Genomic DNA, 15,517 nt, shown 5'->3' on the forward strand with positions numbered 1-15,517 from the left:
CGGCGGCATGCGCCGTCGGACTGCTTCGCTCCCCCGCAGAAATCCGACCACGCGACGGCAACATGCAATCGCGAAACATTTACTTTCATATCGTTTATCGGGATTTGCTTCGGTCATCCGTCTTATAGAGATGCGGGCCGGTCGCGTAGGCAAAAGCCACGACCGGCCTTTCAGGGGACTGCCGTGCTGCGAAGCCCGTAGTACCGCTCCCTCTCACCGAATCAAGACCCGTCATCATGTCGAAGAAATCCCGCTCGAAACTGTGGTTCCTGGTACACAGCTGGCTGGCATTGCCGATCTGGTTTTTCGTTCTGATCGTCTGCGTCACCGGCACCCTGGCGGTGGTCAGTCAGGAAATCGTCTGGCTGGCCAACCCGCAGATGCGCGCCAGCGCGCCATCGGACGATGCACCGCGCCTGAGTTACGACCAGATCCTCGCCGAAATCAAAAAAGCCGAACCGCAGACGGTGGTGCAAAGCATCAATCGTCCGGACGAGTCGCACTTTGCCCTCGACGTCGACGTCAGCTACCCCGACGGTCGCTCGTTGACGGTCTACGTCAACCCGTACACCGGCGTGATCCAGGGCACGGCGCCGAGCTTCAACTTCAAGGCGTTCACCCGCGCACTGCATGGCTGGTGGCTGGTGCCGTTCACCAACGGTTTCAGCTGGGGCTGGTACCTGGTGTCGTTTCTCGGCCTGCCGATGCTGGCTTCGCTGGTGACCGGGCTGGTGGTGTACAAGCGCTTCTGGAAAGGCTTTTTCCGCCCGACCCTGCGCATTCGCCACGGTGCGCGGATTTTCTGGGGCGACTTTCACCGCCTCAGCGGCATCTGGTCGATCTGGTTCATCGCGGTGATTTCGATCACCGGCACCTGGTTCCTGATTCAGGCGCTGCTGTTCGACAACCAGATTTCCATTTCCAGCGAGCCGATCATTCCGGCCATGTCCCGCGAAGCCGTGCCGCAGTCGAACGATGGTTCGCCACCGCCGCGTATCAGCCTGGATCGCGCCATCGAAATCGCCCAGACAAAAATCCCCGGCTTCGAAGCCAGCTTCATCAGCCTGCCGGGCAATGCCTACGCGCACCTGGATATCGGCGGGCGCGGCTGGTATCCGCTGATGTACCAGACCGCCACGCTCAACCCCTACAGCGGTGACGTGGCAGCTTCGCGTTTATTGTCCGATCGCACGTCGCTGGAGTTCGTCACCGAATCCATGCGCCCGCTGCACACCGGTGATTTCGGCGGTCTGTGGATCAAGCTGATCTGGTTCTTCTTCGGCCTGCTGCTGAGCATGATGGTCCTCAGCGGCCTGCTGATCTGGACCAAGCGCACCGCGCTGGCCACCGCCAACGCTCTCAAGCGCGAGCACAAGAAACAGCGCGTGCAGGCGCAACCGGCCCTGCACCGTGAAACGTCGGAGGCCAACCTGTGAGCAAGTCCACTACCGTGGCTCAGCCTTCACGGCTGAGCGTGATCTGGCACAAATGGCGCTTCCACATCAACGTGCTGTTGCTGCTGATCCCATTGGGCTTCATGCCCAAATACTTCGCCGACGCCTCGCTGTTTCGCGGCGACAGCGGACTGGGTGAACGGGAGATCGGCGAAATCCAGGTCGGTCCCTGGAGCCTGCGACTGGCCGAACTGCGCAATGAGGCACCGATCCTGAGCGGCCCCGCCGGCTACATGAAAGATTTCAACGCCGCCCTTTGCGATGCCTGTGTCGACCACGTCAAGGCGACGTACCTGCGCATCGGCAAACCTCGCAGCCTGCGCGCGGCCGGGGTGATTTTCTTCGGCACGCCGTACCGCATGGGCACCCAGTTGTCGGTGCCGGAAAAGACCGCCGCCGACGCCGAACTGTGGATCACCATGGAAGGCTGGGACGGCAGCATGCACCAGGCCTCGATCCCGCTGAGCCAGGCCTCGCCTGCCACCCTCGCCTGGCTGAACAAACAAGGAGCCAAACCATGAGCCATGCCCAACGCCCCTTTCGCCTGCACCTGAGCGCTGCTTTGCTGATGCTGTCTGCCGGTTTCAGCGCCGGCGCCCTGGCCCACAACCCGATGTGCGAGTGCAAGGCCATCGATGCCGAGCAGATCAAATGCACCGGCGGCTTCTCCGACGGCAGCGGCGCGCCGGGGGTGACCCTCGATGTGATCGGCTACGACGAAACCATTCTGGTGCCGGGCAAGCTCGGCGCCGATTCGACCCTGACCTTCAAGAAACCCGGCGCCGAGTTCTACGTGCTGTTCGACGCCGGCCCAGGCCACGTGGTCGAAATCGACCAAGCGGATATCGAAGCCCCATGACCACGCCGACCACCCAGGTTGTACGCCCGGCCGGTGCCGGGCACGAAACCCTCAATGTGCTGCTGATATGCCTGTTGATCCTTGCAGTCGCCGGATCAGTAGTCGCATGGCGCGGCGTCTCCCACGAGCCGGAGCCGGTTTCCAGCCATCAGTTGGATGCCCGTCGCGATCTCGGCGCCAGCGAGCAAGGCATCTACGCCGACTTGCGAGTGACCCTCGACGAGATCCACCTGTTGCGCGAAGAACAACAGGCACTGCCAACCCCGCAGAATCTGGCCGATGAAGGCTTTGCTCCGTTTGCCCAGGATGCCAGTTCGGTCAGTCGTGGCGGTCACGTCTGGCAGTTGCTGGCCGACCGCGCCTACTTCGGCCACAGCCAGGCACCGGCAGTGGCCGGTTCGTTTCTGATGCGCCTGAACGACGCCGCACCGGACATCTGGCTCAACCGCGCCACCGACCTGCAAGCGCCGGCAGACCTGTCCGACGCAGCGCTGTCCGCCGCTGGCTGGAAACAGATCGTCGCGCAATTCGATGCCGGGGTGACCCGCGAACATCGTCATTGAACCCTCGCCTTCATTCGAGAGAAGACCGCTTGCCCATGCCTAGTTCATCTCAACGCCGTCCTTTCCTGCGCCTGCTGCTGATCGGCCTGTGCGCCTGCCTGCTGAGCCCGCTGGCCAGCGCCGATCAGGCCAAGCGCCTGCGCATCGGCATCACCCTGCATCCGTATTACAGCTATGTGGCGAACATCGTCGGCGACAAGGCCGAGGTCGTGCCGCTGATTCCCGCCGGCTTCAACCCGCACGCCTACGAGCCGCGCGCCGAAGACATCAAACGCATCAGCGGGCTGGACGTGATCGTGCTCAACGGCGTCGGCCATGACGACTTCGCCGACCGCATGATCGCCGCCAGCGAAACGCCGAACATCAAGACCATCGAAGCCAACGAAAACGTACCGTTGCTGGCCGCCACCGGGGTTGCCGCGCGTGGTGCCGGCAAAGTGGTGAACCCGCACACGTTCCTGTCGATCAGCGCCTCGATTGCTCAGGTCAACAACATCGCCCGGGAACTGGGCAAGCTCGATCCGGATAACGCCAAGACCTACACCCAGAACGCCCGCGCCTACGGCAAACGCCTGCGGCAGATGCGCGCCGACGCCCTGGCCAAACTGACCCAGGCGCCGAACGCCGAACTGCGGGTGGCCACGGTGCACGCCGCTTACGACTATCTGCTGCGTGAGTTCGGTCTGGAAGTCACCGCCGTGGTCGAACCCGCCCACGGCATCGAGCCGAGCCCGAGCCAGTTGAAGAAAACCATCGACCAACTGCGCGAGCTGGACGTGAAAGTGATCTTCTCCGAGATGGATTTCCCCTCCACCTACGTCGAAACCATCCAGCGTGAATCCGGTGTGAAGCTGTACCCGCTGTCGCACATTTCCTACGGCGAATACACCGCCGACAAATACGAAAAGGAAATGACCGGCAACCTCAACACCGTGGTTCGGGCGATTCAGGAGTCCGGCGCATGACGGTTCAGGAAAACCTCTCAATCACCCATAACGGCCCGACCCTGGATTTCGCCGACGTCAGCCTGACCCTCGGCCGCACGACGATTCTGGACAAGGTCACCTTTCAAGTTCAGCCCGGAAGCGTACATGCGCTGGTCGGCCCCAACGGCGGCGGCAAGAGCTCGCTGATCAAGACCCTGCTCGGGCAGATGCCTCATCAGGGCCGGCTCAGTCTGCAATGGCCCGGCGAGCCTGGCACCATCGGCTACGTGCCGCAGGCGCTGGAGTTCGATCGTGGTCTGCCAATGACCGTCGACGACTTCATGGCTGCCATGTGTCAGCGTCGCCCGGCGTTTCTCGGCTTGAGCAAACATTACGCCGGCGCCATCGGGGAAGCGCTGGAGCGGGTCGGCATGCAGGACAAGCGCAAGCGCCGGATGGGTGCGCTGTCCGGTGGCGAACGCCAGCGGGTACTGCTTGCCCAGGGCCTGATTCCGGCCCCGCAATTGCTGGTGCTGGATGAGCCGATGTCGGCCCTTGACGAAGCCGGGATCCAGGTGTTCGAGCGCCTGCTCGGCGACTGGCGTGCGGCAGGCATCACGGTGCTGTGGATCGAGCACGATCTGGAAGCGGTCGGGCGTCTGGCCAATCGCGTCACCGGCCTCAACCGCCGCGTGCTGTTCGACGCCACGCCGCAACAGGCCCTGACCCCGGAACGTCTGCTGACCCTGTTCTCGACCCATCCACGGAGCGCTGCCTGATGAGTTACGAAGCCTTTCGTTTGATGGTGCAAGGCTGGGCCTCCTCCGGTTATCTGCCGGAAGCCCTGGCCTATGGGTTTGTGGTCAACGCCCTGCTGGCCGGTCTGTTGATCGGCCCGGTACTCGGTGGCCTCGGCACGCTGGTGGTGGTCAAGCGCTTCGCGTTTTTCTCCGAGGCGGTGGGCCACGCGGCGTTGACCGGCGTGGCCATCGGCATTCTGCTCGGCGAACCCTACACCGGCCCGTACGGCAGCCTGTTCGGCTACTGCCTGCTGTTCGGCATTTTGCTCAACTACTTGCGCAACCGCACCGGCCTGGCTCCGGACACATTGATTGGCGTTTTCCTGTCGGTGTCCCTCGCCTTGGGCGCCAGCCTGCTGCTGATTCTGGCGGGCAAGATCAACGTGCACATTCTGGAAAACGTGCTGTTCGGCTCGGTGCTGACGGTCAACGGTAACGACCTGCTGGTGCTGGCGATTGTCGGCTCGCTGGTCATGGCTCTGGCCCTGCCGCTGTACAACCGGATCATGCTGGCCAGCTTCAACCCGCAGCTGGCGGCGGTTCGCGGCGTCGCGGTGAAGACCCTGGATTACCTGTTCGTGATTCTGGTGACGCTGATTACGGTTGCTGCAGTGAAAGTCATCGGTGCGATTCTGGTCGGTGCGCTGCTGGTGATTCCGGCGGCGGCAGCGCGTCTGCTCAGCCAGTCGCTCAAGGGCTTTTTCTGGTGTTCGGTGCTGATTGCCACGATCAGTACGCTGTGCGGGATTCTCGCGCCGATCGTGTTCGACCTGCCGATTCCGTCCGGCGCCGCGATCATTCTGGTCGCCGGTATCGCCTTCGCCCTCGCCGCGATTGCCCGGGGCGTCGTCCCCAGTCTGAAAGGGAACCTTGGATAAATGGCTTTTTCATTGCGACAACTGACCCTGGCCATCGCCCTGAGTGGTGCGGTTTCGAGCCCTCTGCTGGCTGCCGAGAAACCGTTGCGAGTGCTGGCCTCGTTGCCCATCACTTATGGCCTGGGCGAAGTCCTGCTCAAGGGCACCGACATCAGCCTCGAACGTGCAGCGCCGGCGAATCTGCCGGGCAGCCGCCAGACCGCCTACTTCACCGGTCGCGGCGCCCCGGCGCTGAGCAAACTGGCCACTGGCGCCGATGCGGTGATCGGCGTGCGCTCGCTGTGGGCCGATGATCCGCTGTATCCAATCGCACGGCGCAGCAACATCCGCATCGTCGAGGTCGACGCGGCCCGTCCGGTGGACGGCGCCCTGCCCGGCATTGCCGTGCAACCGGGGCTCAATGTCGACGGCCTCAACAGTCAACCGTGGCTGGCGAGCAACAACATGGGACGCATGGCCGACGTGATGGCGGCGGATCTGGTGCGCCTGGCGCCGAAGGACAAACCGAAGATCGAAGCCAATCTGGCGGCACTGAAGCAGCGCCTGCTGAAACTCAGTGCCGACAGCGAGGCGCGTCTGGCCAGTGCCGACAACCTGAGCGTGATGAGCCTGAGCGATCACTTCGGTTACCTGATCGGCAGCCTTAATCTGGATTTGATCGGACAGGATGCCCGCGCGGATGCCGAATGGACGCCGGAGGATCTGAAAAAACTCACCGCCACCCTGAAAGACAATGACGTGGCAGTGGTGCTGCACCATCGGCAGCCGTCGGATGCGGTAAAAGCGGCGATTGCCGAATCGGGCAGTCATCTGCTGGTGCTGAGCACCGATGCGGCGGATCCGGTGGCAGAGCTGGAAGGCAATGTGGATGTGCTGCTCAAGGGCCTGAGCGGCGCGTAACACCAACTGCCCCCCCGTTGATCGTTCCCACGCTCCGCGTGGGAATGCAGCCCAGGACGCTCCGCGTCCCTTCCGAAGCGGACGCGGAGCGTCCAATGAGGCATTCCCACGCAGAGCGTGGGAGCGATCATCAAGGCCGATCTTCCAGACATGAAGAAACCCGCAGACTGTTTCCAGTCCAGCGGGTTTCTTTTTGCCTGAAGACTTACTGGGCAGCCGCTTGCGCTTCCATCTTCTGGCGCAGGCTCAGCGGGCGCATGTCGGTCCAGACTTCTTCGATGTAGGCCAGGCATTCCTTTTTCAGGCCACTCTTGCCGACGGTGCGCCAGCCTTCCGGCACGGCCTTGTAGTCCGGCCAGATCGAGTACTGCTCTTCGTGGTTGACCACGACTTGAAAGAGGATGTCCTCGCGGTCGAATACTGACGTCATGCTGTGTCTCCATCGCTGTAAGGGTGGGCTGCACGACGGGTGCAGCCGGGTATATAGAAAGAACGTTCGACGCGGCGAAAAATTTACAGGCCGGCGGTCGCGGCGCTCAACGCACGGCCGAAGATCTCGGCGACGCGATCGACTTCGGCGGCGGTGATCACCAGTGGCGGCAGGAATCGCACCACCGCGCCATGCCGACCGCCCAACTCCAGAATCAGCCCGCGCTTGAGGCATTCGCGCTGAACCAGCGGCGCCAGACGTGCGAAGGCCGGCGGATGGCCCAAGGCATCCGGCGTGCCGTTCGGATCGACCAGCTCGACACCGAGCATCAGGCCACGACCACGAATGTCGCCCAGTTGCGGGAAATCACGCTGCAGAATGTGCAAGTGCTCGCTCAGGCGCTCGCCCATGGCGGCGGCGTGTTCGCAGACCTTGTGCTCGACCAGATAACGCATCACCGCAGAACCGGCGGCCATCGCCATCTGGTTGCCACGGAACGTACCGGCGTGGGCGCCCGGCTGCCAGGTGTCGAGCCAGTCGCGATAGACCACCACCGCCAGCGGCAGGCTACCGCCGATGGCTTTGGACAGCACCACCACGTCCGGAGTGATGCCGGCGTGTTCGAAGGCAAACATCTTGCCGGTACGGGCGAAACCGCTCTGGATTTCGTCGATGATCAGCGCCACGCCGGCCTTTTCGGTGATGCGGCGCAGACCGCGCAGCCATTCGATGTCAGCCGGAATCACACCGCCCTCGCCCTGCACCGCCTCGACGATGACTGCGGCCGGCAATTGCACGCCGGCCTCGGGATCATTGAGCAGGTTTTCCAGATAACTCAGGTTGGCCTTCACACCCGCCGCGCCACCGAGGCCGAACGGGCAACGGTAGTCGTACGGGAACGGCATGAATTGCACGCCGTTGCTGAGCAATGCGCCCAACGGTTTCTTCGGACCGAGGCTGCCCATCAGGCTCAAGGCCCCCTGGCTCATGCCGTGGTAACCGCCGGTAAACGACAGCACGGTGCTGCGCCCGGTGGCGGTGCGCACCAGTTTCAGCGCAGCTTCCACCGCGTCGGTGCCGGTCGGGCCGCAGAACTGGATTTTCGCTTCCTTCGCCAATGCCGGCGGTAGCAGGCCGAACAGGTCCTGAACGAACTGATCCTTAACCGGCGTGGTCAGGTCCAGGGTGTGCAGTGGCAGTTCATCGGCCAGCACCTGCTGGATCGCTTCGATCACCACCGGGTGGTTATGCCCCAACGCCAAGGTGCCGGCACCCGCCAGGCAATCGATGAAGGTACGACCTTCGACGTCTTCGACGTACAGACCTTTGGCACGTTTGAGTGCCAGCGGAATCCGGCGCGGGTAGCTGCGGGCATTGGATTCCTGCTGGCTCTGCCGGGCCAGCAACGGTGATTCATTGAACTGATACAGCGTTTCAGCCGGCGCGGAGGCGATCCGGGCCGACGACTCTTCGATAAGGCTGGTGGCGACTGACATCTCTCGACCCCTCAATACGCTATGGATAGTGACCAAAACTGCACACCGGGCAGGTGCGCGTTCCGGTCGCGGGGCGCACATGCAGGTTTTCCTGTTCTGGAAACGCACCAGCGTGTCGAGGATTTACACCCTTGATCGAATGTCAGGCCGACAATGCCAGCGGCTTGTGCATCGGCAGGCTCAAAACGCCGTGATGTGTGAAGGCAGACGCCGCTTCGCGATAACCCAGGCGCCGGTAGAACGCCTCGCCGGTTCGCGTGCTGGCGAGCGTGACGCAAGGCTGGCCACGAATCCTCAACCAGCCCTCGAGATCGCCCATCAACGCGCGGCCCGCACCTCGGCGAAACCACTCCGGCTGCACATGACAGAACGTAATCTCGCCATTGGCTGCGGCCATGCCGACCCCGACCGGTTTGTCCTGCAGCAGCGCGATATTCAGATAGAGATACGGATCAGCGATCCAGCCGCTGATGTGTTCCGCCGATTGTCGGCGGACCCAGCGATCGACCAGTTGGGGATCGTTGCGATGGTCGAGCGCGCAACCGACGCGGATCGAGCGTTCGAGGATCCGGCTGATGATGCCGGCGTCGGCGGGTGTGGCGGGACAGATGTGGATGGGTGCTTCCATGGCGCTGTTTCCCTCAATCCATTGAGTCAAAGGCTGGGGCGACAATAACGTCGCGGCCGGCGGATGACTAATGGAGAGAGGTTACATTTGATGTGCCTGGCAAATGTCAGACCGGTTGCAGCGGCATGGTCAGCTCGACCCGCAAACCATCCGGGCGGCTGTCGAAATGCAGGGTGCAGGCGCAGCGCTGAACGATGGCCTGAACAATCGCCAGCCCCAGTCCGCAGCCGGTGCTCTGGCCGTTGCGCCAGAAGCGCTGGGTCAGATGTTGCAGATCGTCCGGGGCAATCCCCGGCCCGTGATCGCGGACCACAAAACGCACGTGAGTGGCGGAGGTTTCCAGGCTCAGCTCCACCGCGCCGTCGGTTGGTGTATGACGCAGGGCATTGTCCAACAGATTGCGCAAGGCTGCGATCGACAGGACCGCCGGCATTTGCAGGGGTGCACCGGACAAGCGCTCAGGCAGGTGCAGCCTGATGCGCTGGCGCTGGTCGCTGGCCGAGTCCTGAATCGCCAGTTTCGCCACCTGTTCGGCACTGCATTGCACACCGTCGTCGAACGACAGACTGCCCTCGACCCGGGCCAGCAACAGCAATTGCTCGAGGGTCCGGTGCAGGCGATCGGCGCCCTCCTCGGCCCGAGCCAGGGACTGATCGCGGGCGTTGCCTTCGGTCATGCGCGCCACTTGCAGGTGGGTCTTGATCGCCGTCAGCGGGCTGCGCAATTCATGGGCGGCATCGCCGGTCAGGCGACGTTCGCGTTCGATGGTCTTGCCGATGCGCTGGAACAGCTGGTTCTGGGTTTCGAGCAGCGGTTTCAGTTCACTGGGGAATGACTGCAACTGCAACGGCTCCAGCGAGTCGGCGTTGCGGCGCATCAAGGCTTCACGCAAGCGGTTGAGCGGCGCCAGGCCCTGGCCGATCCCCAGCCACAACAGGCACAGGCAGCCGAGCAGTGCCACGCCCACCGGCACCGAAGCCGCCAGCAGGATCGACATGTTCAGGGCTTCGCGTTCGATCACCCGGTCGGCGGTGGTGATCCGAACATCGCCCCGGGCCAGGGTGAACGTACGCCATGGCGCGCCATCGATCATCTGATCGTGGAAGCCCATCTTCTGGGCTTCCAGCGCCTGTTCCGGATTGTTGTGGCTGCGGGCGAGAATTTCCCCGCGCAACGAGCTGACCTGACAGGCCATGCCGCCGGGAATGTTCAGTTGTTCGGCGCTGAAGTGAGTGCCTTCGCCTTTGCTCGGGATGGCCGGCAATTGCTCCAGCAACCCGGCGACCATCCGCGCCGACGCCACCAGGCGCTGGTCGAGGGAAAACATCATCTGGTTGCGCAAGTCGCTGAGCATCCAGGCAGCCGCCAGTGCCCAGATCAGCGCGAACGCGGCGCCGAGGGTCAGGCTCAGGCGCAGGCGCAGACTCATCACTTCTCAGGTTCTCCACCATCGGCCGGGCCCAGGCGATAGCCCAGACCGCGCACGGTTTCGACGATGCCTTTACCCAGTTTGCTGCGCAGGTGATGGATGTGCACGTTCAGCGCGTTGCTCTCCAGCTCATCGTTGAAACCGTAGACGCTGTCCTTCAACTGCTCGGTGGACAGCACCCGGCCACGGTTGTGCAGCAAGGCCTGCAGCAGGGATTGTTCGCGACGGGACAGGTCTACCGAACGGCCCGCGAGCGTGGTTTCCCGACTGCTCGGGTCGTAGGTCAGCGCGCCATGCTCGATCAGGTTGACGCTGCGCCCGGCTACCCGGCGCAACAGGGTTTGCAGACGGGCGAACAATTCGCGCAGGTCGAAAGGCTTGAGCAGATAGTCGTCGGCACCGGACTGCAAACCGTCGACACGGTCGGTGACCGAGTCCCGCGCAGTGAGGATCAGCACCGGAATTTCCAGCCCCTGCTGGCGCAGTTGCTGCAGCAGTTTGAGGCCATCTTCGTCCGGCAAGCCGAGATCGAGCACCATCACGTCGAATTCGGCAACCTTGAGGATCGCCCGCGCCTTGGAGGCGGTGTTGACGTGCTCGACCGTCAGGCCTTGTGCCGTCAGCCCGGCGACGATCCCGCTGGCGATCAACTCATCGTCTTCGCAAACCAGTACGTGCATGGGAGCTCCATGAGAAAAAACGCGATTCAAGCAGGAGAGGATTAAGCGGCAATTATGGACACTGCCCGCGCCAAGGAAAAGCACGATCCCGATGTATACGACTGCGGGCGATGACGTTTACAACGCCGACAGTTGTAACGACAACTAAAAAGTTAGCAAGCAGCAATTCAGAAAGTTCCATTCGACACAAACAGCAATCACAAAACCAGTGCGAAAAAGTTACTCGCCGCGATAGTCTCAAATCGCAAAACATACAACTACCAAACAAAACAAACAACTACGTCTTACAAAAGGAAAAACCCATGTCCAAACTCAACAACTTTGTCGCTATCGACTGGCGCTCCGGCCCTGACCGGATTTACTTTTTCTTCAAAGATACCGACACCTTTTCCCGCTACAACAATGGCGACGAAAAGGTACCGGATGATTATCCAAAACCAATCAAGGGGTACTGGGAAGGGTTCGATGCCTATGCCAGGCACCTGCGCTTCGGATTCACCCAAACAAGGGCAGCCGACAAGGACATTGCCTGGTTGTTCTTTTACAACGGCGATCGCCCGTGGGTTTGCGCCTACAACCAGGACACTGACAAGGCTGACGCCTTTTACGATCTTTCCAACTCTCTCTGGGCGCCGATCCTGCCCTACTTCGACAGAATCATTGCCGGCACCTGGCTGGAAGCAATCGGACACAAATACCTGTTTCGTTTCCTGTTGAATGACGGAACTCATCTGACATTCCATACTGCAACGCAACAAATAAACCACCAACCCAATGCAGTATTGCCAGGACTTGCACCTTATAAGCATCGCCTTGTTACTGCCGCTCAAATCGATCCCACTTTCAGCGATAACCTCTGGTGCATCTTCCTGACCGATGATCAGTTCGTGATTTACAACATGCAAAAAGGCCGAGTCGAGGGAGGCGTGCGCAATGTCAGTGGCACATTCGCCGGGTTGACCCGGGCTCTCTGACTCCCCCACTCACTTGCAAGCTGCAGCGTCTCGCAGGTTCGACGCCTGGATATGTCCGGTTAATCATCGGTTAATCACTGCCCGCCATTGTGCCCCTCAATTGCACAGGGACAAGGCTCCTCCATGCGTCATTTTTTTCTGTTTTTTGCATTGTTGATTTCGAGTCTGGCCCAGGCGGGGAATGATCCCTTTGCGTCAAAACCGGAGTTCCTGCCGGTCGACAAGGCATTCGTGCTGACCTCGGAGCGTCTGGAATCCGGCGAAACCCAACTGTTCTGGCAAATCGCCGACGGCTACTACCTGTACCAGAAGCGTTTGAAGTTCGACGGGCTCGCGCCGCAAAACATCCCGGCCCTGCCCGACGGCGAGTCCCACAGCGACGAGTATTTCGGCGAACAACCGGTTTATCGCCAAGGCCTCGAGCTGAAAATCCCGGCAGCCGCACAGGGCCAGATCAAGGTCAGTTATCAGGGCTGCGCCGACGCCGGCCTTTGCTATCCGCCACAAACCCGAGTGATCGACCTCGGCGGCAAAGCCGCAGCAACGACGGATGAAGCGCCGGATCAGGCACTGGCCAGCGGTCTGCAACAGCATTCGCTGGGCTGGAGTCTGCTGGTGTTCTTCGGCCTCGGTCTGTTGCTGGCGTTTGCGCCGTGTTCGTTGCCGATGCTGCCGATTCTGGCGGGCATGGTGGTCGGCAGCGGCGCCACGCCGCGTCGCGGTTTCGCGCTGGCCGGCAGTTATGTGGTTTGCATGGCGCTGGTGTATGCGGCGATGGGCGTCATCGCTGCGCTGCTGGGGGCGAATCTCCAGGCGTGGTTGCAGAACCCGTGGTTGCTCGGGACGTTCGCGGCGGTATTTGTGGTTCTGGCGCTGCCGATGTTCGGCTTCTTCGAGCTGCAATTGCCGGTGGCCTTGCGGGATCGACTGGAACACGCCTCGCGCAGTCAGCGCGGTGGCAGTCTGGTCGGCGCGGGCGTATTGGGCGCGCTATCCGGTTTACTGGTCGGCCCGTGCATGACCGCACCGCTGGCCGGCGCCCTGCTCTACATCGCACAAAGCGGCAACGCACTGCACGGTGGACTGATCTTGTTTGCCCTAGGCATCGGCATCGGCGTGCCGCTGCTGTTGCTGGTGACGGTCGGCAATCGCTTCCTGCCCAAGCCCGGCGCGTGGATGAACCTGCTCAAGGGCGTATTCGGTTTCCTGTTTCTCGCCACGGCGCTGCTGATGCTGCGACCGGTGCTGGATCCGTCGCTGTGGCTGGGTCTGTGCGGCGCGCTGCTGTTGATCGCCGCTTACAGTGCCTGGAAACAGTCCGAAGGTTTTGGTCGCGTGGCGCAGTTGTTCGGTGCCGGTTCGCTGTTGCTGGGCTTGTGGGGCAGTCTGCTGGTGGTCGGTGCGGCGGGCGGCAGTGACGATCCGTATCAGCCGTTGCAGGTGTACAGCGCCGGCCGCGTCGGATCTACGGCGCCCAGCGGCCACGAAGCCTTCACGACGATCAAGGATCCGGGCGCCCTGCAACGCGAGCTCGACGCCGCCAAAGCGCAAGGGCAATGGGTATTACTCGATTACTACGCCGACTGGTGCACGTCGTGCAAAGTCATGGAGAAACAGGTGTTCGGCCAGGCGCGGGTGATGCAGGCCCTGAGCGATGTGCGCTTGCTCCGACTCGACGTCACCGCCGACAATGCCGCCAGCCGCGAACTGCTCGGCCGTTATAAAGTGCCGGGGCCACCGAGTTTCGTGTGGATCGGCGCCGACGGTGAAGAGCGCCGCAGCCAGCGCATCACCGGCGAGGTCGATGCCGATACTTTCCTGCAACGCTGGACCACCACCCGAGACGCCCGTTAATGCTGACCTTCACCCTCGGCACCTTTGCCATCGCACTCAACCACCTGCTGCTGATCAGCGCGCTGGCGCTGGCGACCTTCGTCGGCTGGCGGGTGGCCAAGCGCGGCGGTGACAACCCCGAGTCGGCGCTGTTCAGCCTGTTTCTGCTCGGCATGCTGGCGGCGCGCATTGCGTTTGTCGCTGTGTACTGGGGCCACTATCGCAACGATCTGTGGCAGATCATCGACCTGCGCGACGGTGGTTTTCTCGCCTGGCCGGGGGTGATCGTGCTGTTGCTCGCGGCGCTGTATCGCGGCTGGCGCCGGCCGGGTTTGCGTCGACCGCTGGGGTTCGGCGTGGTCAGCGGCGTGGCGTTCTGGGTGCTGGCGACCCTGTCGCTGAACATCTATGAACAAGGCACGCGCCTGCCGGACATCACCTTGCGCAACGCCGCCGGGGAAACCGTGAAACTCACCGACTATCAGGGCGGGCCGCTGGTGATCAACCTGTGGGCCACCTGGTGCCCGCCATGCCGCCGGGAAATGCCGGTGCTGGAAAACGCCCAGCAACAACGTCCGGACCTGACGTTCCTGTTCGTCAACCAGGCCGAAAGCATGCAAAGCGTCGCCACGTTTCTCGAAACCCAGGGCTTGAGCCTGAACAACGTGCTGTTCGATCGCAGCGGACGCCTCGGCCAGGCCGTGGGTTCCATGGCCCTGCCGACTACGCTGTTCTATAGCCCGGACGGTCGCCTGCTGGGCAGCCATCTGGGCGAGTTGTCGAACGCCAGCCTGGCCCGCGCCCTGGAAAACTTCGACACCCCGGCTTCCAGCCCGAATCCGGCCACCTCTTCTTCAAGGAAACTGCCATGCCCCGCCTCCGCCACCTGCTGACGCTGACCATGAGCGCAGCCCTGCTGCACTTGCCGTCGGTCCAGGCCGCCGAAGAACTGCCTGAAGCGATCAAGAAGATCGAAGCCAAGGGCGCCAAGATCGTCGGCCAGTTCGACGCGCCGGACGGCTTGCGCGGTTACGCCGCGCAATACCAGAACCGCGGCATGGCGCTGTACCTGACGCCGGACGGCAAGCACGTGCTGCTGGGCAATCTGTACGACGCCGACGGCAACGACCTGAGCAGCGCGCCGCTGCAAAAACTGGTCTACGCGCCGATGGCCAAGGAAGTCTGGGCCAAGTTCGAGGCCAGCAACTGGATTCAGGACGGCAACAAGGAAGCACCACGCACCGTGTACCTGTTCAGCGACCCGAATTGCCCGTACTGCAACATGTTCTGGGAGCAGGCCCGCCCATGGGTCAAGGCCGGTAAGGTGCAACTGCGGCACATCATGGTCGGCATCATCCGCGAAGACAGCCCGGCCAAATCCGCCGCCCTGCTCGCCGCCAAGGACCCGAGCAAAGCCCTGGAAGATCACGAGAAAGCCGGCAAGGCCAGCACCCTCAAGGCCTTGAAGGACATTCCGGTCGCCGTGCAGACCAAACTCGCGGCAAACATGCAGTTGATGGAAGACCTGGACTTGCAGGCCACCCCGGCGATCTTCTACATGGACGACAAAGGCGAGCTGCAACAACAGCAAGGCGCGCCGACGCCGGACAAGCTGGCGAAGATTCTCGGCCCGAAATAAAAAACGCCCACGCAATGCGTGGGCGTTT

The 15,517-nt window shown here is 62.4% G+C and carries 17 protein-coding genes; 12 read left to right on the forward strand and 5 right to left on the reverse strand.

Annotated elements, in window-relative coordinates:
- Positions 1 to 236 precede the first annotated feature (236 nt).
- From AC1Q9F_RS26325 to AC1Q9F_RS26360, 8 genes are read left to right on the forward strand one after another with little or no spacing between them, the layout of a single operon-like run.
- Positions 237 to 1,436: a PepSY-associated TM helix domain-containing protein gene (locus tag AC1Q9F_RS26325; RefSeq protein ID WP_492621292.1), complete on the forward strand. Its 1,200-nt coding sequence runs from the start codon at positions 237 to 239 to the stop codon at positions 1,434 to 1,436.
- A complete protein-coding gene (locus AC1Q9F_RS26330) occupies positions 1,433 to 1,975 on the forward strand; it encodes a PA2404 family protein (RefSeq protein ID WP_492621291.1) in 543 nt (180 codons plus the stop codon). Before AC1Q9F_RS26325 ends, AC1Q9F_RS26330 begins: the two co-directional genes overlap by 4 nt.
- Positions 1,972 to 2,313: a hypothetical protein gene (locus AC1Q9F_RS26335; protein WP_179694222.1), complete on the forward strand. Its 342-nt coding sequence runs from the start codon at positions 1,972 to 1,974 to the stop codon at positions 2,311 to 2,313. The genes AC1Q9F_RS26330 and AC1Q9F_RS26335 overlap by 4 nt, the downstream gene beginning before the upstream one ends.
- Positions 2,310 to 2,876 carry a DUF6162 family protein gene (locus AC1Q9F_RS26340; protein ID WP_492621290.1) on the forward strand — a complete coding sequence of 189 codons (567 nt, stop codon included), beginning with the start codon at positions 2,310 to 2,312 and terminating at the stop codon, positions 2,874 to 2,876. Before AC1Q9F_RS26335 ends, AC1Q9F_RS26340 begins: the two co-directional genes overlap by 4 nt.
- A gap of 35 nt (positions 2,877 to 2,911) precedes the next feature.
- Positions 2,912 to 3,841, forward strand: coding sequence for a metal ABC transporter substrate-binding protein (locus AC1Q9F_RS26345; RefSeq protein WP_064598220.1), 930 nt, complete (start codon positions 2,912 to 2,914; stop codon positions 3,839 to 3,841).
- The gene (locus tag AC1Q9F_RS26350) at positions 3,838 to 4,581 is read left to right on the forward strand and encodes a metal ABC transporter ATP-binding protein (RefSeq protein ID WP_207983521.1); all 744 of its coding nucleotides are present in this window, start codon (positions 3,838 to 3,840) and stop codon (positions 4,579 to 4,581) included. The genes AC1Q9F_RS26345 and AC1Q9F_RS26350 overlap by 4 nt, the downstream gene beginning before the upstream one ends.
- Complete coding sequence (locus AC1Q9F_RS26355; protein ID WP_033059198.1) at positions 4,581 to 5,480, forward strand: metal ABC transporter permease; 900 nt, start codon at positions 4,581 to 4,583, stop codon at positions 5,478 to 5,480. Before AC1Q9F_RS26350 ends, AC1Q9F_RS26355 begins: the two co-directional genes overlap by 1 nt.
- Positions 5,481 to 6,380, forward strand: a complete 900-nt coding sequence (locus AC1Q9F_RS26360) for a metal ABC transporter substrate-binding protein (RefSeq protein WP_207983522.1) — start codon at positions 5,481 to 5,483, stop codon at positions 6,378 to 6,380. It begins immediately after the preceding gene.
- Between the two features lie 205 nt (positions 6,381 to 6,585).
- On the opposite strand, the gene AC1Q9F_RS26365 is transcribed toward AC1Q9F_RS26360, so the two are convergent.
- The 5 genes from AC1Q9F_RS26365 to AC1Q9F_RS26385 all read right to left on the reverse strand — a co-directional run bounded on the left by AC1Q9F_RS26365 (position 6,586) and on the right by AC1Q9F_RS26385 (position 11,043).
- Complete coding sequence (locus AC1Q9F_RS26365; RefSeq protein ID WP_007917715.1) at positions 6,586 to 6,810, reverse strand: MbtH family protein; 225 nt, start codon at positions 6,808 to 6,810, stop codon at positions 6,586 to 6,588.
- An 83-nt stretch (positions 6,811 to 6,893) separates the two neighbouring features.
- Positions 6,894 to 8,306, reverse strand: coding sequence for an aspartate aminotransferase family protein (locus AC1Q9F_RS26370; protein WP_207983524.1), 1,413 nt, complete (start codon positions 8,304 to 8,306; stop codon positions 6,894 to 6,896).
- Between the two features lie 142 nt (positions 8,307 to 8,448).
- Positions 8,449 to 8,934, reverse strand: coding sequence for a GNAT family N-acetyltransferase (locus AC1Q9F_RS26375; protein WP_492621289.1), 486 nt, complete (start codon positions 8,932 to 8,934; stop codon positions 8,449 to 8,451).
- 106 nt (positions 8,935 to 9,040) lie between these two features.
- Positions 9,041 to 10,363, reverse strand: a complete 1,323-nt coding sequence (locus AC1Q9F_RS26380; RefSeq protein WP_492621288.1) for an ATP-binding protein — start codon at positions 10,361 to 10,363, stop codon at positions 9,041 to 9,043.
- Positions 10,363 to 11,043, reverse strand: a complete 681-nt coding sequence (locus AC1Q9F_RS26385; RefSeq protein WP_492621287.1) for a response regulator — start codon at positions 11,041 to 11,043, stop codon at positions 10,363 to 10,365. Before AC1Q9F_RS26385 ends, AC1Q9F_RS26380 begins: the two co-directional genes overlap by 1 nt.
- A gap of 302 nt (positions 11,044 to 11,345) precedes the next feature.
- Between AC1Q9F_RS26385 and AC1Q9F_RS26390 the strand changes: the two genes are divergently transcribed.
- From AC1Q9F_RS26390 to dsbG, 4 genes are all read left to right on the forward strand, one after another.
- Complete coding sequence (locus tag AC1Q9F_RS26390) at positions 11,346 to 12,017, forward strand: hypothetical protein (RefSeq protein ID WP_207983525.1); 672 nt, start codon at positions 11,346 to 11,348, stop codon at positions 12,015 to 12,017.
- A 123-nt stretch (positions 12,018 to 12,140) separates the two neighbouring features.
- Positions 12,141 to 13,871 carry a protein-disulfide reductase DsbD gene (dsbD, locus tag AC1Q9F_RS26395; RefSeq protein ID WP_492621286.1) on the forward strand — a complete coding sequence of 577 codons (1,731 nt, stop codon included), beginning with the start codon at positions 12,141 to 12,143 and terminating at the stop codon, positions 13,869 to 13,871.
- Entirely contained in the window at positions 13,871 to 14,743 is an 873-nt protein-coding gene (locus AC1Q9F_RS26400; RefSeq protein WP_179694213.1) for a TlpA disulfide reductase family protein, read from the forward strand. Before dsbD ends, AC1Q9F_RS26400 begins: the two co-directional genes overlap by 1 nt.
- Positions 14,719 to 15,489 carry a thiol:disulfide interchange protein DsbG gene (gene dsbG / locus AC1Q9F_RS26405; protein ID WP_492621285.1) on the forward strand — a complete coding sequence of 257 codons (771 nt, stop codon included), beginning with the start codon at positions 14,719 to 14,721 and terminating at the stop codon, positions 15,487 to 15,489. Before AC1Q9F_RS26400 ends, dsbG begins: the two co-directional genes overlap by 25 nt.
- Positions 15,490 to 15,517 lie beyond the last annotated feature (28 nt).

The organism is Pseudomonas sp. GW823-FHT04A03 (assembly GCF_058796615.1).